Origin of the sequence: Rufibacter ruber, from assembly GCF_001647275.1 — a bacterium.
Taxonomy (GTDB): domain Bacteria; phylum Bacteroidota; class Bacteroidia; order Cytophagales; family Hymenobacteraceae; genus Nibribacter; species Nibribacter ruber_C.
In genome coordinates this window covers 11,567-36,199 of the sequence record NZ_LRMM01000057.1, presented here as the reverse complement: position 1 = coordinate 36,199, position 24,633 = coordinate 11,567, and the positions used below count along the sequence as shown (strand labels likewise).

17 protein-coding genes and 2 pseudogenes are annotated in these 24,633 nt (G+C 48.0%); 9 read left to right on the top strand and 10 right to left on the bottom strand.

Going from position 1 to position 24,633, the window contains the following annotated elements; all coding sequences use genetic code 11:
• The 10 genes and pseudogenes from A8O25_RS17410 to kduI all read right to left on the bottom strand — a co-directional run.
• A partial coding sequence (locus A8O25_RS17410; protein ID WP_153042811.1) for a hypothetical protein occupies positions 1-181 on the bottom strand: 181 nt, incomplete at its 3' end.
• Between the two features lie 79 nt (positions 182-260).
• Positions 261-1,657 (bottom strand): annotated as a pseudogene (locus A8O25_RS17405) (MFS transporter).
• A 195-nt stretch (positions 1,658-1,852) separates the two neighbouring features.
• Complete coding sequence (locus A8O25_RS17400) at positions 1,853-2,512, bottom strand: bifunctional 4-hydroxy-2-oxoglutarate aldolase/2-dehydro-3-deoxy-phosphogluconate aldolase (protein ID WP_066837477.1); 660 nt, start codon at positions 2,510-2,512, stop codon at positions 1,853-1,855.
• Positions 2,502-3,521 (bottom strand): sugar kinase, encoded by a 1,020-nt coding sequence (locus A8O25_RS17395; protein WP_066837474.1) that lies wholly within the window; start codon positions 3,519-3,521, stop codon positions 2,502-2,504. The genes A8O25_RS17400 and A8O25_RS17395 overlap by 11 nt, the downstream gene beginning before the upstream one ends.
• Before the next feature lie 9 nt (positions 3,522-3,530).
• A complete protein-coding gene (uxaC, locus tag A8O25_RS17390) occupies positions 3,531-4,928 on the bottom strand; it encodes a glucuronate isomerase (RefSeq protein ID WP_066837471.1) in 1,398 nt (465 codons plus the stop codon).
• Positions 4,929-5,087: 159 nt separating this feature from the next.
• The gene (locus A8O25_RS17385) at positions 5,088-6,512 is read right to left on the bottom strand and encodes a tagaturonate reductase (protein WP_066837468.1); all 1,425 of its coding nucleotides are present in this window, start codon (positions 6,510-6,512) and stop codon (positions 5,088-5,090) included.
• 90 nt (positions 6,513-6,602) lie between these two features.
• Entirely contained in the window at positions 6,603-7,658 is a 1,056-nt protein-coding gene (locus A8O25_RS17380) for a LacI family DNA-binding transcriptional regulator (RefSeq protein WP_066837466.1), read from the bottom strand.
• 48 nt (positions 7,659-7,706) lie between these two features.
• Positions 7,707-7,808 carry a hypothetical protein gene (locus A8O25_RS24445; protein ID WP_479559383.1) on the bottom strand — a complete coding sequence of 34 codons (102 nt, stop codon included), beginning with the start codon at positions 7,806-7,808 and terminating at the stop codon, positions 7,707-7,709.
• 146 nt (positions 7,809-7,954) lie between these two features.
• Positions 7,955-8,422, bottom strand: a pseudogene (locus A8O25_RS24440) (SDR family NAD(P)-dependent oxidoreductase); the annotation flags it as partial.
• A 79-nt stretch (positions 8,423-8,501) separates the two neighbouring features.
• Positions 8,502-9,341, bottom strand: a complete 840-nt coding sequence (gene kduI, locus A8O25_RS17370; RefSeq protein WP_066837464.1) for a 5-dehydro-4-deoxy-D-glucuronate isomerase — start codon at positions 9,339-9,341, stop codon at positions 8,502-8,504.
• Between the two features lie 309 nt (positions 9,342-9,650).
• Here kduI and A8O25_RS17365 point away from each other — a divergent pair, with 309 nt between their 5' ends.
• From A8O25_RS17365 to A8O25_RS17325, 9 genes are all read left to right on the top strand, one after another.
• On the top strand, positions 9,651-12,923 hold the full coding sequence (locus tag A8O25_RS17365; protein ID WP_066837462.1) for a SusC/RagA family TonB-linked outer membrane protein: 3,273 nt from the start codon (positions 9,651-9,653) through the stop codon (positions 12,921-12,923).
• A gap of 18 nt (positions 12,924-12,941) precedes the next feature.
• A complete protein-coding gene (locus A8O25_RS17360) occupies positions 12,942-14,816 on the top strand; it encodes a RagB/SusD family nutrient uptake outer membrane protein (RefSeq protein WP_066837459.1) in 1,875 nt (624 codons plus the stop codon).
• 30 nt (positions 14,817-14,846) lie between these two features.
• On the top strand, positions 14,847-16,460 hold the full coding sequence (locus tag A8O25_RS17355; RefSeq protein ID WP_066837456.1) for a DUF5123 domain-containing protein: 1,614 nt from the start codon (positions 14,847-14,849) through the stop codon (positions 16,458-16,460).
• Positions 16,461-16,656: 196 nt separating this feature from the next.
• Entirely contained in the window at positions 16,657-18,015 is a 1,359-nt protein-coding gene (locus tag A8O25_RS17350) for a pectate lyase family protein (RefSeq protein WP_241499070.1), read from the top strand.
• 127 nt (positions 18,016-18,142) lie between these two features.
• A complete protein-coding gene (locus A8O25_RS17345) occupies positions 18,143-19,432 on the top strand; it encodes a DUF4861 domain-containing protein (protein WP_066837450.1) in 1,290 nt (429 codons plus the stop codon).
• Between the two features lie 170 nt (positions 19,433-19,602).
• Positions 19,603-20,985, top strand: coding sequence for a pectate lyase family protein (locus tag A8O25_RS17340; RefSeq protein ID WP_066837447.1), 1,383 nt, complete (start codon positions 19,603-19,605; stop codon positions 20,983-20,985).
• Positions 20,986-20,995: 10 nt separating this feature from the next.
• Positions 20,996-21,943: a pectinesterase family protein gene (locus tag A8O25_RS17335; RefSeq protein WP_066837445.1), complete on the top strand. Its 948-nt coding sequence runs from the start codon at positions 20,996-20,998 to the stop codon at positions 21,941-21,943.
• Positions 21,944-22,028: 85 nt separating this feature from the next.
• Positions 22,029-23,264, top strand: coding sequence for a glycoside hydrolase family 88/105 protein (locus A8O25_RS17330; protein WP_066837443.1), 1,236 nt, complete (start codon positions 22,029-22,031; stop codon positions 23,262-23,264).
• A 5-nt stretch (positions 23,265-23,269) separates the two neighbouring features.
• On the top strand, positions 23,270-24,259 hold the full coding sequence (locus A8O25_RS17325) for a pectinesterase family protein (protein WP_066837440.1): 990 nt from the start codon (positions 23,270-23,272) through the stop codon (positions 24,257-24,259).
• Positions 24,260-24,633: the final 374 nt, after the last annotated feature.

The following is a 24,633-nucleotide window of genomic DNA, read 5'->3' as shown; positions in this document are numbered from 1 at the left end:
CCATTCTAACCGTAAGCCCTTGGTGGTTCCAGAACAGCAGCGCCGTGGCCAGCACCAGGTTGAGGGGCGTGTTGCTCAGAAACCAGTCCCGGTACGGCGAAAAACAGCCCGAAAACAGAAGGCATGGAATGGTTAAGTACTTTTCCAGGGTGCCTTTGCCCGGCAGTTTCAGAAAGTACATCCAGCTTCCATGAAGAGTTTTTCATAACAAAAAAGGCAGGATTTGCTGCCCTGCCTTTTTTGTTATGAGAATTGTGTGGTTATAGAGCCACTGGCTTCATCTTAGGTACTAGTGATTTCATAACAGACCAGGCAATGAGGTAGGCCAGGGCGCAGAATGCAAACATGATGGTATAGCCGGTTTCAATTTGGCCAATGCTCTCATAGTGGTCAAACAGCCAGCCCCCAACCTTGGTCACTACCACGCCCCCAATACCACCGGCCATGCCGCCAATACCGGTAACCGAGGCCACTGACTTTTTAGGGAACATGTCTGACACAGTGGTAAAGATGTTGGCTGACCACGCCTGGTGGGCGGAAGCCCCTATGCCAATAAAGAACACCGGGAACCAGAAGCTGATATGCCCTAACGGCTGTGCCGCCAATACCAGGAGTGGGAATAGCGCAATCACCAGCATGGCCCGCATTCTGCCTTCATAGGGATTATAGCCTTTGTTAATGAAGTACACCGGGAACCAGCCCCCAAAAATGCTTCCGAACATGGTCATGCTGTAGAGGATCCCTAACGGCAGCATCACTTCAGTTCCTGTTAAGCCGTACTGCGCCTTCAAATAAGCCGGTAGCCAGAACAGGAAGAACCACCACACACCATCGGTCATGAATTTACCGAAAGCAAAAGCCCACGTCTGCTTATAGCTAAGCAGCTTGAACCAGGAGACTTTCTCAGCCGAAGCGGTGGAGTCTGGCTCCAGCACGGGCTCACTGTCACTGCTGATATACGCCCGCTCTGCCGCTGAGAGCCTCTTTTGCTTGTCTGGAATCTCATAATAATAGAACCAGAAGGCCAGCCAGAGAAAACCAATGGCTCCAATGATAAAGAAGGTGTATTCCCAGCCCAGGTGAGAGGCAATCCAGGGAACGGTAACCGGTGCCAGAATGGCCCAACGTTGGAGCCGGAGTTGAAAATACCAGTGGCAAAAGAGCGCTCTTTCTTAGGGAAATACTCTGCAGTGGCTTTGATGGCCGCCGGGAAGTTACCCGACTCCCCAAAACCTAAGAAAGCCCGGGCCACCATAAAGCCCAGCACTGAGACCGGAACGGCCGCAAACCCAATGGCAGTGAAAACGGGGCTCACGGCTCTGCCCAATGGTTCAGCATACGCGTGAAGAATGGCCGCCAGTGACCAGATGATCAACGCCCAGGCATAGCCCCATTTGGTGCCCAGCCGGTCAATAATACGGCCGGCAAACAGCATGGAGATGGCGTAGGTGAATTGGAAAACCGCTGCAATGTTGGCATAGTCAGTGTTTGACCAGCCAAACTTTTCAGCTAACAGGGGTTGTAAAAGGCTCAGTACCTGCCGGTCCAGATAGTTGACCGTGGTGGCAAAAAAAAGCAGCCCGCAGATTGTCCACCGGTAACGGCCCAACTTCTCCTGGGCGGTGTCCGCCAGTTTTGTTTGTTGCGTTAGAGACATATGATTGTTTCGTTTGGTTGTGTGTTTGGGTTAAGAGCTTGTTTAAATTTTGGTTTTGCGAGCGAAATTTGGGAGCGAAAGGTTCTGACGAAGCGTTTTTTGAGCAGCATAGCAGCGCGCTATGGTGGGAGAAAAATGCGATGTCAGGTTCTTTTGATACACATTTGCAGCGCAAAAGACAAATGTAAACATGCGCTAAGGCCGGTTTGCCTGAACCAGCCGGATCGCCTCCTGGGTTTGTGTGTGCAGGTGTTCATACTGACGCTGCGCCAGTACCTCTTTGCTGATAAGCTTGCTGCCCATGCCTACGGCACAGACCCCGGCTTTAAACCAGCTCTTGATATTGTCGGCCTCCATTTCTACTCCACCGGTTGGCATGAACAGCTGGCCGGGGAACAGTTCCCTGATAGAAGATATAAAGGCCGGACCCACAATGTTGGCGGGGAAGATTTTGATCAGCGCCGCCTTTGCGGTTTGCGCGGTATGTATCTCGGTAGGTGTGAAGCAACCGGGAATCCACAGCATACCCGCCTCACCCACCAGTTGCCCAACAGCCGGTTCTACAATGGGAGCGACAATGTAATCTGCGTCTGCAGCCAAAAAAGCTTCTGCATCTTTCACCGTTTTAATGGTGCCTATCCCCAGGTGCAGGTCTTGCAGATCCTTCAGCTTAGATTTTAGAAACTTGAAGTTCTCCAGTGCGGCAGGCCCCCGGTTGGTGTATTCCAGCGTTCTGATACCGGCGTTGTAGAGCGTCTTGATGACCTGCAGACTTACTTCAGCGTCTTCATAGAAGAACAGAGGGAGCAGTCCCTGGTCTAAGATAGCTTGCAGGGCGGTTTCTCTATTTTGCATAGGTGGTGATGGTTGCTTCAATGTCTGCCACAGTGCTGGTGGTGGCATCACTGAGAATGAACAATTTCTTGAAGGCCGCCGCTGTGGCAAATTCTAGCGTCTCAGCGGCTGATTTGCCGTGGTAGAACCCGTAGATGAGGCCAGCCATGAAACAGTCGCCGCTGCCCACTTTATCCAGGATCTGGTCGGCCACATATTCATGGGAGACGTGCAGCCCGTTCTGGTGGTAAAGGGTGGTGAAATACCTGATGCCTTGGCCGTGGTCAAACCTAAAGGTGTTGGCTACGGTTTTGCATTTGGGGAACTCGCGCAGAATGGCTTCTGAGGTAAGCTGTGCGTGCTGCACCAGCTTTTCTTTTTCAATGTCCTGTACCAGCTCTTCCTGCAGGGGCATTCCCAACATTTTGTTAGCGGCCCAAACATTGCCCATGATCAGGTCACAGGACGCTGCCAGGGCTGGCATTACCTCAACCGGCTCTTTGCCATATTTCCACAGCTTGGCGCGGTAATTCAGGTCCAGGGAAACAAAGATGCCCTTGGCTGTGGCCACTTGCAGGGCTTGGGCGCAGACGTCTACCAGGTTCTGGTTAATGGCGGGGCAAATTGCGCTGAAATGAAACCAGCTCACCCCTTCAAAAACAGAGTCCCACTGGATGGTACCGGTGGTAAGGCCGGCAAAGGCAGAACCGGCGCGGTCATAAATCACCCCCGCGTTCTTCACATCCTTGCCTTTGGGTAAGTAGTATAGGCCTACCCGTTCCCCCTGAAGGACAACCGGCGACGTGTCAATCTGCCGCTCCTGCATATACCCCATCAGCTGCTCAGAAAGGAAGTTCTCTGGCAATGCCGTCAGGTACGCTGAAGGAACACCCCAGAGGGCAAGGGCGGTGGCTACATTCAGTTCTGCCCCGCCTACGTAGAAGGGAAGGCTGTTTTCCTGCAGCCACTGCCCTTCTGCGTCTGGGCAGATTCTCAACAACAGTTCTCCAAAGGATAATACCTTGCCCATGCCCGCTGCTTAAAAGTTGAAGAAGTTTTTTGCGTTGTTGTAGCAGATGTTCTCCACCATCTGGCCAATCCAGTCCAGCTCTGAAGCCGGTAACTGTCCGCTCTCCACGTCGTTGCCCAGCATGTTGCAGAGAATTCTTCTGAAGTACTCGTGGCGCGGGTAGGAGAGGAAGCTTCTGGAGTCTGTGAGCATACCTACAAAGCGGCTCAGCAAGCCCATGTTAGAGAGGGCGTTCATCTGGCGCTCCATGCCGTCTTTTTGATCCAGGAACCACCACGCCGAACCATATTGAACCTTACCGGGTGTGCTGCCATCATTGAAGTTCCCAATCATGGTGGCGTACAGTTCGTTCTGGCTCGGGTTCAGGTTGTACAGAATGGTCTTGGCCAGCTGGTTTGAGTTGTCCAGTTTGTCCATGAACTTTGACAGAGGCCTGGCTACGTCAAAATCACCAATAGAATCAAAACCGGTATCTGGGCCTAACTCCCGCATCATGCGGGTGTTGTTGTTGCGCAGGGCCCCCAGGTGGAACTGCTGGGTCCAGTTTTTGGAATGGTCCATCAGGGCCAGGAACACCAGCATGGCAGATTTGAACTTCAGTACCTCTTCGCTGCTCAGCGCCTGTTTCTGGAGGGCTTTGCTGAAGATGGCATTGATTTCCTCGTCTGTGTAGTTTTCTGCGTAAATGGTTTCCAGCCCGTGGTCAGACAGGCGGCAGCCTTGGGCATGGAAGAAATCATGACGCTGTTTCAACGCATCCTGCAGCCCCTGGTAAGTAGAAATTGAAACGCCTGAAACCTGCTCCAGTTTCTGCAGATAGGCTAAAAAGCCAGCATCTTCAATGGCCATGGCCTTGTCTGCCCTGAAAGTAGGCAATACTTTCAGCCCGAAATCATCTGCCTTGATTTTCTGGTGATGCTCTAATGAATCTACCGGGTCATCTGTGGTGCAGATGATTTCCACGTTCATTTTCTTTAAAATGCCGCGCACACTGTACTCATCTGACTGCAGCATGTCTGTGGCGGCGTCATAGATCTCACGGGCTGTTTCCGGTTTCAGCACTTTTTCAATGCCAAACGGCCTTTTTAGTTCCATGTGCGTCCAGTGGTAGAGAGGGTTGCGCATGGTGTAAGGCACCGTCTGGGCCCACTTCTCAAATTTTGCGTAATCATCTGCTGCTCCGGTGCAGTACTCTTCAGCAATGCCGTTGGTGCGCATAGCCCGCCATTTGTAGTGGTCGCCTTCCAGCCAGATGTTAGTCAGGTTCTGGAACTTCCGGTCATTGGCAATGTCTTCCGGGGAAAGATGGCAGTGGTAATCTATAATGGGCATGTGTTTGGCATGCTCATGGTAAAGCCTTTGGGCTGTCTTAGTCTCTAGAAGAAAGTTTTCGTCTAAAAAGGACATGGTATCTAGGTTATGATTAAGTGAAACCGCCTAAAAAGTGGCACAACCTCCTGGTTACTGGAGGTGCGTTTTTGGGCTAGTTTTGTGAAAATAGGTCAAAAACAGATAGCTTTTTTAATTGCCGTCTCTTTTTGGAGGATTTAGTATCAAATGGTTCCTCTAAACGGAGCGCAGTTGCTCCTGAGCTTGAAGGTTTTCTAATGCCTGCTGTACAGCCTGTTCCAGGCCAGGCACGCTGGTGAGATCGGTTTCCCAGAAGTCCTGGTTCGCCAGTACGGCATGAACGGTTTCAGCCGCCGTTTCTTTGGCCCATGCGCTTTGGAAGAAGGATAACACCTCTGCTGTGTCATTCAAGGGGATCTGCTCTCCGTTCCACTCCCCTTTGTAAAACAGGATCAAGGCAGCCAGGGAGGTCAGCAGACGCTGTGGCAGCTGGCCTTTTCTGTGAATGTACTCCAGTACGGAAGGCAGCACCCTTACTTTGTATTTAGAGACGGAGTTGAGGGCAATAGACATCAGCTCATGCCGGATGAACGGGTTCTGGAACCGCTCTATCACATCATTGGCAAACTGGTTCAGTTCCTGGGCTGAAAGGTCAAGCGTGGGAATGATCTCTTCAAAAATAGCTTCTCTGATGAACTTGCCGGCTTTTTCATCTTCTACCGCTTCTCTCACCGTACGTAAACCCTGCAGATAGGCAACCGGTACTAAAGCGGTATGGGCGCCGTTCAGGATACGCACTTTGCGGGTGCGGTACGGGGTGAGATCCTCTACAAACTTTACCTGCAGACCAGCCTTTTCTGTAGGGAAGGCCGCTGCCACAGAGGCGGGCGCCTCAATGACCCACAGGTGGAAGGGCTCTGCTTTCACCACCAGGTTGTCTTCATAGCCTATTTCCTGCTGAATCTCCTTGATCGTATCTTTCGGGAAGCCCGGAACAATGCGGTCTACCAGGGTATTGCAGAAGATAGTGTCATTCTGGATCCAGGTGCTGAAGCCCTCTGGCAGGTTCCAGTGTTTGGCAAACTGTAGTACTGTGTCACGCAAGGTTTCGCCGTTCTTTTCAATCAGTTCACACGGAATGATGGTAAGCGCCTTGTCTGAGGCCCCATTAAAATATGTGTAGCGGCGGTACAGCAGAGCAGTTAATTTACCAGGGAAGCTGCTTGGGATGGACTCAGGCGTAGTATCAGCGGCGTCAAAGCAGATACCTGCCTCAGTGGTGTTAGAGATGATGAATTCCAGTTCTGGATTCTCCCCGCGCTGCAGGTAAGCTTCATAATCAGCATATGGGTTCAGCCCGCCCGCAACAGCCGTGATAAGTCTTCTTTCCTGAGTGGCCTCACCGTTCTGAATCCCCTCCAGAATGAGATGGTAAAGTCCGTCCTGTTGGTTCAGAAGATGCACAATGCCTTTGTCAATTGGCTGTACAATCTCCACTGAACCGTGAAAGGAGGTTTTCTCATTGAGGATGTCAATCATCCAGTCAACAAAACCTCTCAAGAAGTTCCCTTCTCCAAATTGAAGGACTTTCACTGGGTGGGTGGTGGTGACACCGGCGGTATTTCTGTTTAAGGATTGCATACGTTTCTGCTTTTGGAACTGACGGTTCAGCTTACTAATGGTGATTGGGTTGCTTCTGAGGAGTGACCTCTTTTTCAGGTGAAATAGTTGTTATGCTTTGGTGTTCTTAGTGGGTGCCTTTGCTTTAAGCGAGGAGCCCCTGATGATCAATTCAGGCTTGAGCACGGTCTTCTGCGGAACCAATTTTTTGTCAGGGCCCGCCTTAAAATTCTCAAAGAAGAGTTCGGCGGTGATTCTACCCATGGTCAGGCTGAACTGGTCAACGGTGGTGAGGGCTGGGTCTGAGAAAGAGGTGAACGGCTCATTCCCGAACCCGGCTAAAGCAATCACATCAGGAACGGCAATCTTTCTCTCTTTCAGCACCTGCATAGCCCCCATGGCACCGTAATCACTGGCGGAGAAAACAGCATCTGGCCATTCTTTCAGTTGCAGGAGTTGCTCCATGCCGCTGCGGCCATCTTCCAGCTGGAGGTTGCTCTTGATGACCAACTCCTCCTGAAAGGGAATTTCGTAATCCCGGAGGGCATCCATGTACCCCCTCAGACGCTCTTTAAACACGCTCACCTTTTTGGGGCTGGTAAAGTGGGCAATACGGCGGCACCCCTGTTGTATGAGATGCTCCACTACTTTGTAGGCCCCCAGGTAATCATCTATCATTACCTGGCTTACCTCCAGCGCATCTGTGGTACGGTCAAACAAAACCAGCGGGATTCCTTTCTCCTGGGGCCGTTTGAAGTGGTCAAAGTTCTCTGTGTTCTTCCCAATAGAGGCAATGATGCCGTCTACCCGTGCACTCAATAAGGCATCAATGGTTTGCACCTCCTTCTCATAGTTGTCATAAGACTGGGAGATGATCACCTTGTAGTTAAGTTTATTGGCAATTTCCTCAATTCCTCTGACCACAGAGGCAAAGAACGCGCGGTCTGCGGTGGGCACAATGATGCCTATGATGTAACTTTTGCCGTTGCGTAAAGCGGCCGCAATATTGTTAGGCTGGTAATTCAGCTGCTTGGCTGCTTTCAAGACTGCCTTCTTGGTGACCTCGCTGATTCTGGGGTTGTCATTCAATGCCCTGGAGACGGTAGAGGCCGTGATATTCAGCTTTTCAGCAATATCATGAATGGTTACTTTGGTTTTAGTGGCCATAAAAGCAGTGAGTTTAAAGATCTAACTCAAAAAAGTTGTTGCTTAAAATTACCGTTCGTTGCTTGGTTTTCCAATGGTAGCCAAAATGCCCCCATCTACATATAAGATTTGGCCGTTGACAAAATCACTGGCTTTGCTGGACAAGAAAATGGTGGCACCTGCCAGGTCCTCAGGGTTTCCCCATCTACCGGCCGGGTGCGGTGAATGATAAATTCATTGAACGGGTGGCCATCTACCCTGATAGGGGCTGTCTGGTCGGTGGCAAAATATCCGGGGCCAATGCCATTGACCTGTACGTTGTGCTTGGCCCATTCTGTGGCCAGGTTGCGGGTGAGCATTTTTAGACCTCCTTTTGCCGCCGCGTACGCAGAGACTGTATCACGGCCCAGTTCGCTCATCATGGAGCAGATGTTGATAATTTTCCCGCGCTTGCGCTCCACCATGTACTTGCCCACGTGCTTTGACATGATGAAAGGTCCGGTAAGGTCAACATCTAAGACTTTTCTGAAATCTTCTACCTCCATCTCAAGTGCCGGAATCCGTTTGATCATGCCGGCGTTGTTCACTAGAATGTCAATTGGGCCCATTTCCTGCTCAATACGCGCCACGTTCTCCTTCACTAATCCTTCATTGGTCACGTCAAAAAGATACCCTTTCACCGAGAGTCCTTCTGCCTGGTACGCCTGCAACGCTTTTTCCATTTTCTCTGGCGTGTTGCCGTTGACTACTAGCGTGGCGCCCGCTTTACCCAGGGCAGTTGCCATGGCCATGCCCAAACCATGGGTGGCGCCGGTGACTAGGGCAGTTTTCCCGGAAAGGTCAAATAAATTCAGCATTGTAATACTATTTTAAATCAGTAGGGGCCACTTTGTCCATGTCATTGTAATCCAGGTTTTCACCGGCCATGCCCCAGATAAAGGTATAGTTAGAGGTGCCGGCGCCAGAGTGAATGGACCAGGGTGGAGAAATGATGGCTTGGTGGTTCTTTACCCAGAGGTGTCTGGTCTCCTGGGGTTCTCCCATGAAATGGCAAACCGTCTGGTCTTCTGGAAGTTCAAAGTAGAAGTACGCCTCCATGCGGCGGTCGTGGGTATGCGCTGGCATGGTGTTCCAGACACTGCCGGGTTTCAGTTCGGTCACTCCCATCTGCAGCTGGCAGGTCTCTACCACAGAATTGATCAACACTTTTCTAATGGTGCGGTGGTTAGAGTTTTCCAGAGAGCCCAATTCCACCGTTTCCGCTTCGGCTAAACTTACTTTTTTAGTAGGATAAGTGTGGTGGGCAGGGGCTGAGTTGAAATAAAAATAGGCGGTACCGTTTGCGGCCGGATGAAAAACTACGTCTTTGGCACCTTTGCCTATATATAAAGCTTCTTTCGTTTCAAGAGAAAATTCCTGGCCATCTACAGTGACAGTGCCCGGAGCACCTACGTTAATGATGCCCATTTCCCGGCGGTCCAGGAAGTAGTCTGATCTGAGGGTGGGGATTGTTTCCAATTTTACCGGAGAGTTCACGGGGTGCACGCCGCCTACTATCAGGCGGTCATATAAAGTGTACACCAATTCTATCGCATCCTTTCTGAAGAGGTTTTCAATCAGGAAAGCTTCCCGTAGTTTTTGGGTGTCATACCCTTTCGCATCAGCCGGGTGTATGGCGTGCCTGGTGGTGTGGTGTATGCTCATAATTCTAGGCAGATTGATGTAATCGTTTGCGCAAATTACAAATTTATTAATACAATGTATAAAAGTGGGGAAGGAAAAGGTTGGAAAAGATTATTGAAAGGGTTTCTGTGGAAAAGAGGGTGAGATTAAAATATGTTAAAAATACGTACTCTGGGAGGGGTGTTTTAGAAAACTGCTAAAAAACAACAGGTTTTTTTTGTGAAAGAATTTAAAATGTGTTAAATATGCAATCGGTTGCGCAGTTTACCTGTTTAACCGTCCGTTGAAAATACTTATCCTAATCATTAACAAAATTTCAAATTGTTACCTATGCAACAAGCCTTACAAAAGAAGATCCGGTACTTGCTGGTGCTGCCTCTGTTCTTTTACGCCGTGTTAGGAGCCTTTGCGCAGTCTGCTACTGTTCAAGGGAAAGTGACCGATGAAAAGGGGGAGGGCTTGCCCGGTGTGACGGTTCTGTTAAAAGGAACCACCACGGCAAACGCTACTGACGTTGAGGGAAACTACACCCTGACCGTTCCAAACCTGAACGGTACGCTGGTGTTCTCCTATATTGGGTTTCAGCCAAAAGAAGTGGCTATTGCCGGGAAGTCAACTGTTAATGTGTCATTGTCATCTGATACAAAATTTGTTGATGAAGTGGTGGTGGTTGGTTATCAGACAGTAACTAGGAAGGAATTAACCAGTTCGGTGTCTTCGGTGAATGCCAAGCAATTGCAGGATATACCAGTGAGCACAGCAGCAGACGCCTTAGCAGGAAGGTTGGCTGGCGTTCAGGTTACTTCTTCTGAAGGGCAGCCAGGAGCTGAAGTGACCATACGGGTAAGAGGTGGTAATTCTATTACTCAGAGTAACGAGCCATTGTATATCGTAGATGGTATTCAGGTAGAGAACGCTCTGAACTTTCTTTCTCCTCAAGAAATTCAATCTGTTGATGTGTTAAAAGACGCCGCGTCAACTGCTATTTATGGAGCGAGGGGATCTAACGGGGTAATTGTAATCACTACCAAAGGTGGCCGAGATATGCCCACCCAGGTTACTTATAATGGATTTGTAGGTGTAAGGCAAATAGTTAAGAAGCTAGATGTAATGGATCCTTATGATTTTGCCTTATATCAGTATCAAGTATATAACTATAATAGAGATGAGCGATCACGGGAGAGCTTTCGGGATCGCTATGGTCGCTTTGAGGATTTAGATATATATCGCAGTATGCCTAAAACTGATTGGCAGGAAGAAGTTTTTGGTAGAGCTGCTGTTAGCCAAAATCACATTTTAGGTGTGACTGGGGGAAGTAAAACAACTTCCTTTAATATCACACTTAATCATGTTGATGAAGAAGGTATTATGATTAATTCTGGCAATGTTCGTACACTTGCCTCCCTTAAGTTTGACCATAAAGTTAACGATAGATTTAAGATTGGTTTTACTACCCGCTATAGCCGTCAAGAAATTGAGGGTACTGGTTCGTCGTCTACAGGTAATGTAGGGTTTAGCCGGTTGAGAAATGCTGTGAGATTCAGACCTTTTGTCGCTCCAGGATTTGAAGATCAGGTTAATGAATTTGATCCAATAGATTATGAGTTTTCTAACTTGATCAGCCCTGTTCTTTTAGCAAGACAAGAATTACGGTATGATAAGCGTAATGACATTATCTTAAATGGCTATTTTAGTTTAGATCTAATCAAGAATTTAACTTTTAAAAGTGTATTTGGGGTTACCTCAGGTGAAAGAAGAGTAAATGAGTTCTTTGGCCCTGCCACCTCATCTGCATTAAGAGAAAATGGTCAACCCATAGTAAACTTGACAGATAGAAAGGCGCTAACTTACACGAACTCAAATACCTTGAATTACCGTGCTTCTTTTGGAGAAGATCACAAAATAAATGTATTAGTAGGGCAGGAAACCTGGAAAAGGAATAGGGAGGATTATGGCGTAGCAGTGAGATGGCTGCCAGTTGACATTACTCCTGAGCAAGCCTTTGCAGGTATTGACAAAGCTACACCTCCCGCAAATGCTATTCAATCACCTGCTACAACATTTATAACTGGAGAAGCTCTTTTCTCTTTGTTTAGTTCTGTTGGTTATAATTTTAGAGAAAAATACAGATTAAATTTTGCTCTAAGACGTGATGCTTCTTCGTTGTTTGCTCCTGAAAACAAGGTGGGTTATTTCCCAACTGTTTCATTGGCTTGGCATGTTGGAGAGGAAAGCTTTATGGCTAATACCAAAAGCTGGTTAAATGATCTCAAACTAAGGTTTGGATATGGAGCAGTTGGTAATAACCGTATAGATCCAGATCAGTGGAGATCTAATTTCAGTGCTAGTGCTGACTATGGGTATGCATTTAGTGAATCTGTTACTCCAGGTTATTATGCGCCAATTTTGGCAAACAGAGCTTTGGTCTGGGAAACAACTATGTCAAAAAATTTAGGGGTAGATATGTCCTTGTGGAATAGCAGGTTGAATGCCAGCATTGATGTTTATGAGAATACGACAAATGACCTTTTGATTGAAGCGCAAATACCACCAACTAGTGGTTATACCCGCCAGCTTCAGAACGTAGGTGAAACCCGCAATAGAGGGGTAGAGCTTCAGTTAGATGGAGTAGTAATGGATAAAGGCGATTTTACCTGGACAGCAAATTTCAATATTACACATCAGAAGAACAGAATTATGAGCCTAGGAATTGATCCTTCTGGACAACCTTTGAAATCATATCCTTTCCCTTCTGGATGGTTGCCAACACAATCTGTCACATACAATGATTTCTTAGTTCAAGTTGGTGGCCCTGTGGGGCAGTTTTATGGTTATGTAACTGATGGTTACTATAAACTTGAAGATTTTAATTCTACTTACAATGCAGCTTCTAACTCTTGGACATATGTGTTGAAAGACGGTATAGCTAATAGTAGGGAAATAGCTTTAGGTAATAGAGCACCACAGCCAGGTGATCTTAAATTAAAAGATTTAACCCCTGATAATGGTACTTCAATGGTAGGAGCAGATGATAGAACTGTTTTAGGAAATAACCAACCTAAGTTTTTCGGTGGATTAAATCAACAATTAACCTATAAAGGTTTTGATTTGAGTATATTCCTTAATTTCTCATACGGAGCAAAAGTATATAATGCCAATAAGTTGGAGTTTACTACACTGTATGAAACAAGGGATAATAATATGCTGTCTTTTATGCGTGACCGCTGGAATTGGTATGATAATAATGGTCTGTTAGTTACAAATCCAGAGCAATTAGCTGAAATGAATAAAGATGCTAAGTATTGGACACCGGTAAGAGGTAATTACTTTCTGCATTCATTCGCAATTGAAGACGGATCCTATTTAAGAATATCAAATTTGACCTTAGGATATTCATTGCCAGAGTCACTATTAAAGAGGACTAGAGTTATTTCTAAATTTAGAGTGTATGCAACAGTTAATAACTTGGCTACCATAACAGGATATTCAGGTTATGACCCTGAAGCAAATACGAGAAGAAGAACTGGATTGACACCAGGTGTAGATCATGCAGCTTATCCTAGGAGCCGTTATGTCTTAGGTGGGGTGAATGTTACTTTTTAAAAATATTTAAACAGAGCCATGAATACTAAATATATTAAGTCTCTACTTCTTGCAACTACAATTGGGGGAGTATTAACATTATCAGGTTGTGAAGAGTTTCTTACAATTGAGAATGATTCTACATTAACGCAGGATGCAATCTTTGCGAGTATTTCTAATACAGAATCTGCTTTGGTTGGTGTATATAACCAGCTTCCAGGAGATCATGGGTATGGCAATAGGATTTCTATCATTTTTCCTAATGCAGCAGATGATTTTAGAATTAGTGGGGATCAAAATACACAAGGAAGACAAGGAATTGCCCACTATGGTGTTTCACCAGGCAATACTGAATTAGAGCGTCCTTTTAATCAATTATATGCTGGTATTGAGAGAGCAAATATTTGTATAAAAAATATTCCCTTATCACCTCTTTATACAAGTGGTACAGCAAGTGAACAAGCTAAAATGCGAAAGTTTTTAGGGGAAGCATTGACCTTGAGAGCTCAGTTTTATTATGAGCTTGTACGCAACTGGGGAGATGTTCCAGCTCAATTCCAGCCTTCTTCTGATATTCCTGATCTTTATATCACTAAAACAAATCAGGATGAAATATATGATCAGTTATTGGCTGATTTGGCTCAGGCTGCAGATTTAGTTCCTTGGCGTTCAGAAACTGGTGAGCCGTCTACCAGAGTAAGCAAAGCCGCTGTTAAGGCTTTACGAGCAAGAATTGCTTTGGCAAGAGGAGGGTACTCTCTTAGGAGAGATACAAAAAAGATGGAACGCAGAAGTAATTATCAAGACTTCTATGCAATTGCTAGAAAAGAATGTCGTGATATTATTTTGAAGAATGAGAATGGCTTAAGTCCAGTTTATGAAGATGTGTTTAGAGCGCTACATGGCAGCTCAAGATCTGCTGGGGCTAATAGAGAATTGATTTGGGAAGTAGGAGCCTACGGCGGAGGTACACAGACTGATACAAAGTTGGGTTATGCCAATGGGCCAAGAATTAATCAAGCAAATCCTAATTATGGTCAGGCAAATGGATTGATTGAAGCTGTTCCTACTTATTTCTATGAGTTTGATTCCATAGGGGATTCTAGAAGAGATGTAACGTTAGCTTATTTTGCTGTTGAGGCAAATAATAATAAGACACTCACCACTCCACTATTAATGAGAGAGGGCAAGTTTAGAAAATATTGGACAAATTTTAACGGTTTAATTCAAACACTAGGTATTAACTGGCCACTTATTAGATATGCAGATGTCTTATTGATGTTTGCTGAGGCAGAGAACGAGTTGAGTGGACCTACTTTAGAAGCTATTGCTGCATTTGAAGAAGTTAGAAAACGTGCTTTTTTTGATCAATGGGAAAATAGAATGGGTACTACTCCTACAACTAAACCCGTATTTTTTAAAGCGATTGTGAAAGAGAGGCTTTTAGAGTTTGGAGGTGAAGGCATTCGTAAATATGATCTAATCCGTTGGAATTTATTAGAATCCACAATTATAGAGACAAGAGCAAAGATGCTTGCTATGAAAGAAGGCAGTGGTCGTTATGCTAATGTTCCACAACATGTTTTCTTTAAGCCTAATCAACTGCTAGGAAGAAATGTAACAGCCCATGAAGAGGCCCTCAGCTTTCAATTATTAGCAGGAATAGGAACAAATGGAGCGCCTATATCTGGAAATGTGAATCAGGTCATGTACCAACCTGCACCAACTGCTACTGCTCCAGAGGGGTCAGGGTATGAGAAAGTAAATTGGAGAGCTGCAATTACAGATCTGCACATTTCTGGACCAGATAGAGCATTCGCAAGCCAATTTACTGCAAATAAGTCAGAGCTTTTCCCAATACCCACCGGTGCTTTGAACGCTAATTTCAGGCTTACCCAAGATTATGGCTATTAATCAAGATGTTGATTATTAAAAGTTAAAGACATGAAAAAGAAGTATTCAAAGTTTTTGTTGTTATTTTATCCAGTATTGTTCCTGCTAAGCTTGGTTTCCTGTAATGAAGAGGAGGAAAAATTAACTCCCTCTCGCTTGTTTATGCCTGCAGGACAAATAGCTTCCTCTAGTGGTGAAACTTCTGTAAAGCTAACATGGAAAACCCCGCCTAATACTGTGCCAGGAAGTGTTACTTACACGGTTGAAGTAGCTGCAGATACTTTATTTGCAACACCTGTCATCTATTCTGCAGTTGCTGATACTGCGGCCATCACACTAACAGATGATAATATCCCGATTAAACAGAAGTTGTTTGCCCGTATCAAGACAAACGCGAAGGGAGATACGCCAGAGTCTAAATGGTTAACAAGTAACGGGTTTTCTATTAGGGGTATTCAATTATTTACTGATGTTCCTGTGAAATCAGAAGATATTACAGATAGATCTGTACGGCTTCGTTTTATTGCAAGACCAAATACCACCAGGGTAGTAGTAACGCCAACAGGCGGAACGGCAAGAGAAATTACTCTCTCTCCATCAGATCTTACCTCTGGTTTTTTGATAGTAGATGGTTTAACCTCAGGTGCAAATTACAGAGCTGAGATATTTGCAGGAACTAAATCAAATGGTGTAACCACTTTCCAAACCAAAGAACCACTTTCCGGAAACATTGTTGATCTAAGAGGAATCACAGGTAGACCATCTGTATTACAAGATACCATTACTCAAATACCTAATGGTAGTACAATTATTCTTAAGAGAGGTCAAACGTATAATATTTCTGCAGAAACATTGCTTAACAAATCTGTCACCATCACTAGTGGCACAGATTTGACAGAACCCAATTTAGCTTCTGTTTATTTTACTAGCAACTTTGCTATTGCTGAGGGAAGTAATATTGATTATATAATTTTCAGAGATGTAGTACTGACAGGGAGTGATGCTACTGCAAAGTATGTGTTTAATATAAACAAAACCTCTACTATTGGTACAATGACCTTTGAAAATGTGAGAGCTGGCAAATTCAGGGGCATAGTTAGATTACAATCTGCTCCTACTGTCATAACAAATTTTACTATGAACAATAGTATAGTTGACAGCCTTGGTAGCTATGGTGTAATAAACGTTGATGTTGCCACTAGCCAGGCGCAGAACATAGTAATAAAAAACACCACTATTTATAAGGCTGAGAAGATAGTTGTAAGCAGAAACAATTCAACGTCAGTTTTATTTGAGAATGTAACAGTTAATGAGTCTCCACTAGCGAACAACTACCTGGTTGACTACTCCACTACAGGAAGCAATAATGTGTCTCAGGGTGTTAAAATTAATAATACAATTTTAGGAATAGGGAAAGCGGGTAACCAATCTGTAAGGGGGGTCAGAGTTGGAACTAGTACTGCAGTAGAAGCAAATAACAGCTACACTACGTCTGACTATGTTCTTGCTGCCACTGGGGCGTTTCCAATTCCCGGAATAAAAGCCTACAGCGGTACCTCTCTGGCTTTGTGGCAGGATCCTAAGAATGGGAATTTTAAAATTAAAGATGCCAACTTCCCCGGAATGCCTACCAATGTAACGGCTGGTGATCCTAGATGGAGATAAATTTAAGATAAGCACTAGGTGTGGGGAACATTTCCTGCACCTGGTAATTTCTTTCTGACATATGCAATTCAAACACCTCAATGTCAGTAAATTTTTGACACTTTTGGGTATTATGGTTAATCTTTCCTTTACCTGCTGCAAAGGAGAACCCAAAGAGGAACCTGAGCCTATTTCACCAACTGAAACCCCAACGCCTGTGGTGGAAGCACCCTTGGCTTTTCCTGGGGCAGAAGGCTTTGGGAAGGATGTGACGGGAGGTAGAGGGGGAGCTGTGGTGTATGTGACCAACCTGAATGACAGTGGGGCTGGCAGTTTACGGGAAGCCATTAGTTTGTCTGGTGCCAGGATCATCTTATTTAAGGTTTCTGGTACCATTGAGCTGCAGTCTAACCTCACAATCAACAACGGGAACGTAACCATTGCAGGACAAACGGCTCCCGGTGATGGCATAACTCTTAAAAGCTTCCCCGTTACTGTGAATGCAGACAACGTGATGATCCGGTTTTTGCGGTTTAGAATGGGTGATGAGGGAGCGCAGGAAGCAGATGCTGTAGGTGGGCGATTCAGAAAGAACATTATCATTGACCATTGTTCCATGAGCTGGTCCACAGATGAGTGTGTATCGTTCTACGCCAACGAGAATTTCACCCTGCAGTGGAGCATTATTGCAGAAAGCCTGAAAAACTCTGTGCATGACAAAGGGGCACACGGGTATGCCGGCATCTGGGGAGGAAAGAAGGCTACTTTTCACCATAATTTGGTTGCCCACCATGACAGCCGGAATCCAAGATTTGGAGAAGAGGCTGGCAAAGCATTTGCGTTGACAGATCTGGTTGACGTGCGCAACAACGTCATCTACAATTGGGGGCCCACCAATAGTGCCTACGGAGGGGAAGCGATGAATATCAATATTGTGAGCAACTACTATAAACCAGGGCCAGCCACTACTAAAAAAGAAAGAATCTTCTCTCCTGACAAAAACAAGAATGTTGGAACAGAAGTGTTTGACACCTGGGGGAAGTTCTTCATTGATGGGAATTACGTTGAAGGAAGCACCAGAGCCACTGCTGATAACTGGGCGTATGGCGTATTCAATCAGTTTCATGAGAGTTACGGTACCGTTCCAGAGGCAGAAAAAAATGCCATGAAATTGGCAGTTGCCCATTCTATCAATAAGAACGTGGCAACCCATAGTGCCCAGGATGCTTATACCCGGGTTTTAGCATGGGCGGGTGCGTCTTTGAAAAGAGATGCCGTGGACGTGCGAATTCTGGAAAATGTGAAAAATACAACCTTCAGTTTTCCGGGCTCCAAAGGCAGTACCAACGGAATTATTGACAGCCACGCTGATGTGGGTGGCTGGCCAGCGCTGCAGACGGCCCCGGCTCCGGTAGACACTGACCGTGATGGCATGCCAGATGATTGGGAAAGAGCAAATAAGTTAGATCCCGCCAAGGCCAATGCCAATGAAAGAAACCTGAGCACTGCCTATGACAATGTAGAGGTGTATATCAACAGCCTGGTTAAACCCATCACCCAAGGGCAGAAGCAGTAACCAGTTCCCTTCCCTTTTTTAGGCTATATTTGAGAAAACAGCCCAAAAACAGGTCATGCCGGTGTATGGGCGATGGGGCAAATACCACAGCAGCAATGCTGGAGTTTATTTACAACAGAAGTGTACCATGAATAGAAGTTTTAAAAATTGGGTAAATGGGGTCTCAGCCTTTCTGCTACTGTTTAGCACCAGCTGTGCCACTACCCAACCTGCCGCCTCTTCAGAATTTCCGAAGTCATTTACAATACAGGTAACCAATCCTTTGAACCGTGGGCGGGAGAGCAGCCTGGTATTGGTAGACGGGGAGGAGCTTCGCAAAAACAACCCCCAATTTAACCCAGAGGCCTTTGTGGTCATGGACGGCCCAACAGAAATCCCTAGCCAGTACAACGGCAAAGACCACTTCAACAAAGGCGTTGCGCTGGTGCTGGAGAACATGAAAGCCGGGGAGACGCGTAAGCTGACCATCCACTTCAACCCTACAGGCAGCAACAAAAGAAACTACCCCAAACGCACCCAGGCTGAGCTTTCCAAGAAAGTAGGAGGCCGCTGGGAGAACCGGAAATACCTGGGTGGCACTTTTCAGAATATAGACTCCCTGCGCGTACCAGATGAGCTCACAGACCATTCTTATTACCTGCGTTACGAGGGGCCGGGGTGGGAGTCAGACAAAGTGGGCTACCGCTTTTACCTGGATTGGCGAAACGGGGTAGATGTGTTTGGCAAAAGAACAGCAAACATGGTGCTCCAGCAGGTAGGGCAAGATGGGTATGATTCTTACCACAACCTACAGCCGTGGGGCATGGATGTCCTGAAGGTGGGCAAAGCCTTAGGCGTTGGCTCATTAGCCATGTTTGACCAGGGCAAAGCGGTACGGGTAGAGAAGACAGACAGCACCTATGCCAGAATCCTGCAAAACGGACCTGTTTATTCTTCTATCCTCACTGACTATTACGGCTGGCAGGTAGCGGGCCTCAAGCTGAATGTACACTCCCAGTTGAGTATTCATGCCGGCACCAGAGCCACGCACCATCAGATGCGCCTGGAGCGGGGGCAACCGCAGAACATCAGCACCGGACTCATCAAAGACAAAGCCGCTAAATTCGTGTCCTCTAAAGGGGAGGCGGGCAAAAGATACGGCTACATTGCCACCTATGGGCCGCAAAGCTTAAACTCTCCCCCAGACAATGTGGGAATAGCCGTGCTGTTCAAACCCCAGGACCTGCTCTCCATCACTGAAGACCCGCTGAACCATGTGGTGCTGTTAAAACCCACCAACGGGCAGGCCCAATATTATTTTCTGGCTGCGTGGGAGCTGGAGCAAAACGGGATCAAGACAGAAGAGCAGTTTCACCAGTACCTGGCGCAGCTGGCAGAAGAGCTGGCCAACCCTGTGAAGGTGAAAATCAGCAAATAGTTTCCTGTAGAGGTAGCAAGATTAATTTCTATTGCTGCTTGATCATTGGCTGTTTTTGGCCTTGTTTTTGAAAACAGCCAAAAAACAGAATTTTTGCGCAGGTGAGGGCAAACGATTGCACACCTGCGCAGTGCTTAAGGTAGAAACCATTCACTACTTACCTTTAACGTATGAACGCACTCAGAAAGTTTACCCTCTTAGGCCTCGCCTTCCAGTTTGCCAGTTTAACCGGGTGCGCCCAGAAAGCAGCTTCTGCCGCAGCCACCGCGGCGGCAGAAGAGAAAGAAGCGCTGGCCTTCCCGGGGGCCGAAGGGTTTGGCAAGTACGCCACGGGCGGCCGCGGCGGCCAGGTGGTGGTGGTGACCAATTTGAACGACAACGGGCCCGGCAGTCTCCGGGAGGCCGTCCGGAAGAAGGGGCCGCGTATCATTGTCTTTGCGGTGTCAGGTAACATAGACCTGGAGTCGCCGCTTGATATTAACAACGGGGATCTTACTATTGCCGGCCAGTCTGCCCCCGGTGATGGGATCTGCCTCAGAAACTATCCGGTCAGTATCAAAGCAGACAACGTGATAGTGCGGTACATGCGCTTCCGGATGGGGGACAAAGCCGCGCAGCAGGCAGATGCGGTGGGTGCGAACAAAGGCATGAACAACATCATCATTGACCACTGCTCCATGAGCTGGGCTACAGATGAGTGCGCTTCGTTCTACTACAACAAAAACTTTACCCTGCAGTGGTGCATTATCTCAGAAAGTCTGAATGCCTCTGTACACGCCAAAGGGGAGCACGGCTACGGCGGGATCTGGGGGGGCAGGGGAGCCTCTTTCCATCATAACCTGTTGGCCAGCCACAACAGCAGAAACCCCAGGTTCAGCGGCTCTAAGTCTGTGCCCAACCCGCCAGATGAACTGGTAGATTTTACCAACAACGTGGTCTACAACTGGGGGCATAACAGTACCTACGGGGGCGAGAAAGGCCGTTACAACATGGTCAACAACTACTACAAGTCTGGTTTGGCCACGCAGGAGTCTAAGAGAGACAGAATCGTGAACCCCTCTGCCCCTTATGGGAAATTCTACGTGGCGGGCAATTATGTAGACGGTTTCCCGGCAGTCACCAAAAACAACTGGCGTGGCGGCGTGCAGCCAGATCACAAAGACTCTGTTCAGGCGGCTAAAGCCGAAAAACAGTTCACCGTAGTGAGCGTGCCCACGCAGGAACCGCAGGCGGCCTTTGAAGCTGTGCTCAGCCAAGCGGGTGCCAGCCTGAAACGTGATGCCGTAGATGCCCGCATTGTGCAGGAGGTGAGAGCCGGCAGGTCTACCAACGGAAAGCATAAAAACGGCATCATTGACTCCCAGCAGGATGTGGGTGGCTGGCCAGAATTGAAATCACTTCCGGCACCCGCCGACAAAGACCAGGATGGCATGCCAGATGCCTGGGAGCAGCAGCATAAACTGAACCCGGGCAGCGCGGCAGATGCCTCGGCCAAGACCCTGAATAAATTCTATACCAACGTAGAAGTGTATTTGAACAGTCTGGTAAAGTAGGAGCATAAGAATGAAGTGGAAGATCTTACTTATTTTATTCCTGACCGGTTTCCTGGCCCACGCCCAGCAGAAGCAGCTGGTGGTGGCGCAAGACGGAAGCGGTGACCATACCACCATTCAGGCGGCGGTAGACGCTATCCCGGCTTTCCCGGAGGAGAGGATCGAGATCAGGATCAGGAACGGCGTGTATAGGGAGAAACTGGTGATCCCTTCCTGGAAGACCAGGATTTCTTTTAAAGGGGAAGACCGGGACAAAACCCGCATAGTCTGGAATGACTACTCCGGCAAAGGCGAGATCAACACCTTTACCTCTTACACGGTACTGGTGCAGGGCAATGAGTTTCAGGCCGAAAACATCACCTTTGAAAACAACGCAGGCCCGGTAGGGCAGGCGGTGGCCCTGCACGTGGAGGCAGACCGCTGCGTGTTCAAAAACTGCAACATCATTGGCGACCAGGACACGCTGTACGCCGGGGTAGACAACAGCCGCCAGTACTATGTGAACTGCTACATAGAAGGCACCACAGATTTTATCTTCGGGCCGGCCACGGCGGTGTTTGAGAACTGTACCATCCACTGCAAAAAGAACTCCTACATCACCGCCGCGTCTACGCCCAAAGACCAACCCTACGGGTTTGTGTTTTTGAACTGCAAGATCAACACGGCCTCAGCAGAGGCCACTAAGGTCTATCTGGGCCGGCCCTGGCGGCCGTATGCGCAGACGGTGTTCCTGAATTCAGAGCTGGGCGCGCACATCAGACCTGAGGGGTGGCACAACTGGAAGAAACCTGAAGCTGAGAAAACCGCCTTTTACGCCGAATATAAATCATCGGGGCCCGGGGCTGCCAAAGACCAGCGGGTGCCATGGTCAAAGCAGCTCACCCGGAAAGAGGCTAAGAAATTTACTCCAGAGAAAGTCCTGGCCGGCAAAGACAACTGGAACCCAACCAAACACTAACCCCTTGTTTCCGGCCTGTTATTCAAACAAAGCGGCGAAAACAGAAAATGAAACGCTAGAACCGCTTACGCTTATCTGACAAACCATGAAACAAACGTCCCTCTATCTCCTGCTTGCGTTCTTGGTAGCAACTGTTGCCTGCCGCTCCGGCCAGACCGGAAGTACCCAAGTACCAACGTCCCCGGCAGGTAAACCCTATTCTGTCTGGATGGCTGACTCAGAGATGAAGCGCAGTCCGGAGGGCTGGATGATTGACTTCCGGCCCGAGCCCAAGTGGGACTATACCCAAGGCTTATTCGCCAGTGCGTTGGAGCGGGTGTTCAAGCGCACCGGTGACCGCAAGTATTTTACGTACATCAAGGCCTTCGCAGATACCATGATCACGGCGGAGGGCAAGATCAAAACCTACAAGAAAACAGACTACAACATAGACCGCGTGAACCCGGGTAAATTCCTGATTTTCCTGCACCAGGAGACGGGTCAGCAGAAATACAAGCTTGCCCTGGATGAACTGCGCGACCAGATGCGTACCCACCCCAGAACCTCAGAGGGCGGTTTCTGGCACAAGAAAATCTATCCGCACCAGATGTGGCTAGACGGTCTGTACATGGCCTCGCCGTTCCTGGCCCAGTACGGCGCCACGTATAATGAGCCTGCGCTGTTTGATGACGTGGCCAAACAGATCATTCTGGTAGACAAGTACACCTATGTGAAGGAGAAGAACCTGTTCTACCACGGCTGGGACGAGAAGCGCGAGCAGAAGTGGGCAGACCCCAAAACCGGGCTTTCACCCAACGTGTGGGGCCGCGCCATGGGCTGGTACGCCATGGCGTTAGTAGATGCGCTTGATTTCCTGCCGCAGAACCACCCGCAACGCAACGAGGTCATCGCCATCACCAAGAAAATGGCGGGCGCCTTGGCCCAGTACCAGGAGCCCAAAACCGGGTTGTGGTACCAGGTGGTAGACCAAGGCGGCAGAGAGGGAAATTACTTAGAAGGTTCGGCGTCTAGCATGTTCACCTACTTTTTGGTGAAGGCCAGCAAAAAAGGCTACATAGACAGCGGGAAATATCTTCCGCTGGCGCGGAAAGCCTACAACGGCATCTTAGAGAACCTGATCAGGAAAGAGGCAGACGGCACCATCAGCATCACGCAGGTTTGCGCCGTGGCCGGTCTGGGCGGTAACCCGTACCGTGACGGCACCTATGAATACTACATCAACGAGGAGCGCCGTGACAATGACCCCAAAGCCGTTTCTCCGTTCATCATGGCTTCCCTGGAATTTGAGGAAATGGGTAGGGCACAGGCATCAAATAAATAGAGCCCATGGGAGTTAGAAAAGTTATTCTACTGTTCCTGCTGTCCCTGATTCTGCTGGAACCGGCGTATGCCCAACGGTATGACTTTGTAGTGGCCAAAGACGGCAGCGGGCAGTTCAAAACGGTGCAGGAGGCCATCAACGCTGTACCTGATTTCCGGAAGAACCAGACCACCATCTATATCAAAAACGGGGTGTACAAGGAGAAACTTACCTTGCCTTCCACCAAAACCAATGTGAAACTGGTGGGGCAGGACGTGCAGAAAACCGTTCTCACCCATGATGACTATGCCGCTAAGAAAAACCGCTTTGGCGAGGAGATGGGCACCACCGGCTCCTCCAGCTTCTTTGTGTACGGTGACGATTTTACGGCTGAGAACATCACGTTTGAGAACTCGGCTGGCCCGGTGGGGCAGGCGGTGGCCGTGCGGGTAGACGGGGATAAGGTCATGTTCAAGAACTGCCGGTTTCTGGGTTTTCAGGACACCCTGTATCCGCACGGCGAAAAGAGCCGCCAGTACTATAAGAACTGCTACATAGAAGGCACCACAGACTTCATCTTCGGGTGGTCAACGGCGGTGTTTGAGGGGTGTGAGATCTACAGCAAGAAAGGCGGGAGTTTTGTGACGGCGGCCTCTACCTTAGAAGGCACGCCGTATGGCTTTGTCTTCCTCAACTGCCGCCTTACCGGCGATGCCCCTGAGAATTCTTATTATCTGGGCCGGCCCTGGCGGCCGTTTGCCAAGACGGTATTCCTCAACAGCTACCTGGGCAAGCACATCAAACCCGAAGGCTGGCATAACTGGAGCAAACCAGACGCTGAGAAGTCCACTTTTTATGCTGAGTTTGGCTCTACCGGACCAGGGGCAGCCCCAAAGCAACGGGTAAGCTGGTCTAAACAGCTGACGGCAGAAGAAGCGCAGGAATATACCCTGGAAAAAATCTTCGGAGACTGGGACCCATTGGCAACTAAGCAAACCCCGCAGGCGGGAAAGTAATGACTTTCCGTTTTTGGCCTGTTTTTATGAAAACAGGCAAAAACGGAAAAAAGTAACACGCATTCCGTCCCCCTTTGGAGGGGGTAGGGAAGGACGAAGCGGGAAAAGTAGCAAAAGCCGGGGCTATAATGAAAATACCGCTTGATTCTCGGCTATAAACGCTGATCAGCTGATCAGCTGTTCGGGATTTCAAATCCCGAACCACACTGTCGGGGATTTCTAATCCCCCGTTGAGGCAAGACCTGGAAAACAGGGATAGACGACAGAGGACTTTCGGATTGATAAATCCGAAAGAGCAGAGAAGAACAAAGGAAGAGCAGTGTCTTTCCGTTTATGGCCTGATTTTCTAGAAACGAGCCAAAAACGGAAAGAAG

What these genes read in the sequence shown, in the direction of transcription:
- A8O25_RS17400 (WP_066837477.1), bottom strand. Translation starts at nt 2,512, where the DNA reads ATGCAAAATAGAGAAACCGCCCTGCAAGCTATCTTAGACCAGGGACTG.
- A8O25_RS17395 (WP_066837474.1), bottom strand. Translation starts at nt 3,521, where the DNA reads ATGGGCAAGGTATTATCCTTTGGAGAACTGTTGTTGAGAATCTGCCCA.
- uxaC (WP_066837471.1), bottom strand. Translation starts at nt 4,928, where the DNA reads ATGTCCTTTTTAGACGAAAACTTTCTTCTAGAGACTAAGACAGCCCAA.
- A8O25_RS17385 (WP_066837468.1), bottom strand. Translation starts at nt 6,512, where the DNA reads ATGCAATCCTTAAACAGAAATACCGCCGGTGTCACCACCACCCACCCA.
- A8O25_RS17380 (WP_066837466.1), bottom strand. Translation starts at nt 7,658, where the DNA reads ATGGCCACTAAAACCAAAGTAACCATTCATGATATTGCTGAAAAGCTG.
- kduI (WP_066837464.1), bottom strand. Translation starts at nt 9,341, where the DNA reads ATGAGCATACACCACACCACCAGGCACGCCATACACCCGGCTGATGCG.
- A8O25_RS17365 (WP_066837462.1), top strand. Translation starts at nt 9,651, where the DNA reads ATGCAACAAGCCTTACAAAAGAAGATCCGGTACTTGCTGGTGCTGCCT.
- A8O25_RS17360 (WP_066837459.1), top strand. Translation starts at nt 12,942, where the DNA reads ATGAATACTAAATATATTAAGTCTCTACTTCTTGCAACTACAATTGGG.
- A8O25_RS17355 (WP_066837456.1), top strand. Translation starts at nt 14,847, where the DNA reads ATGAAAAAGAAGTATTCAAAGTTTTTGTTGTTATTTTATCCAGTATTG.
- A8O25_RS17345 (WP_066837450.1), top strand. Translation starts at nt 18,143, where the DNA reads ATGAATAGAAGTTTTAAAAATTGGGTAAATGGGGTCTCAGCCTTTCTG.
- A8O25_RS17340 (WP_066837447.1), top strand. Translation starts at nt 19,603, where the DNA reads ATGAACGCACTCAGAAAGTTTACCCTCTTAGGCCTCGCCTTCCAGTTT.
- A8O25_RS17335 (WP_066837445.1), top strand. Translation starts at nt 20,996, where the DNA reads ATGAAGTGGAAGATCTTACTTATTTTATTCCTGACCGGTTTCCTGGCC.
- A8O25_RS17330 (WP_066837443.1), top strand. Translation starts at nt 22,029, where the DNA reads ATGAAACAAACGTCCCTCTATCTCCTGCTTGCGTTCTTGGTAGCAACT.
- A8O25_RS17325 (WP_066837440.1), top strand. Translation starts at nt 23,270, where the DNA reads ATGGGAGTTAGAAAAGTTATTCTACTGTTCCTGCTGTCCCTGATTCTG.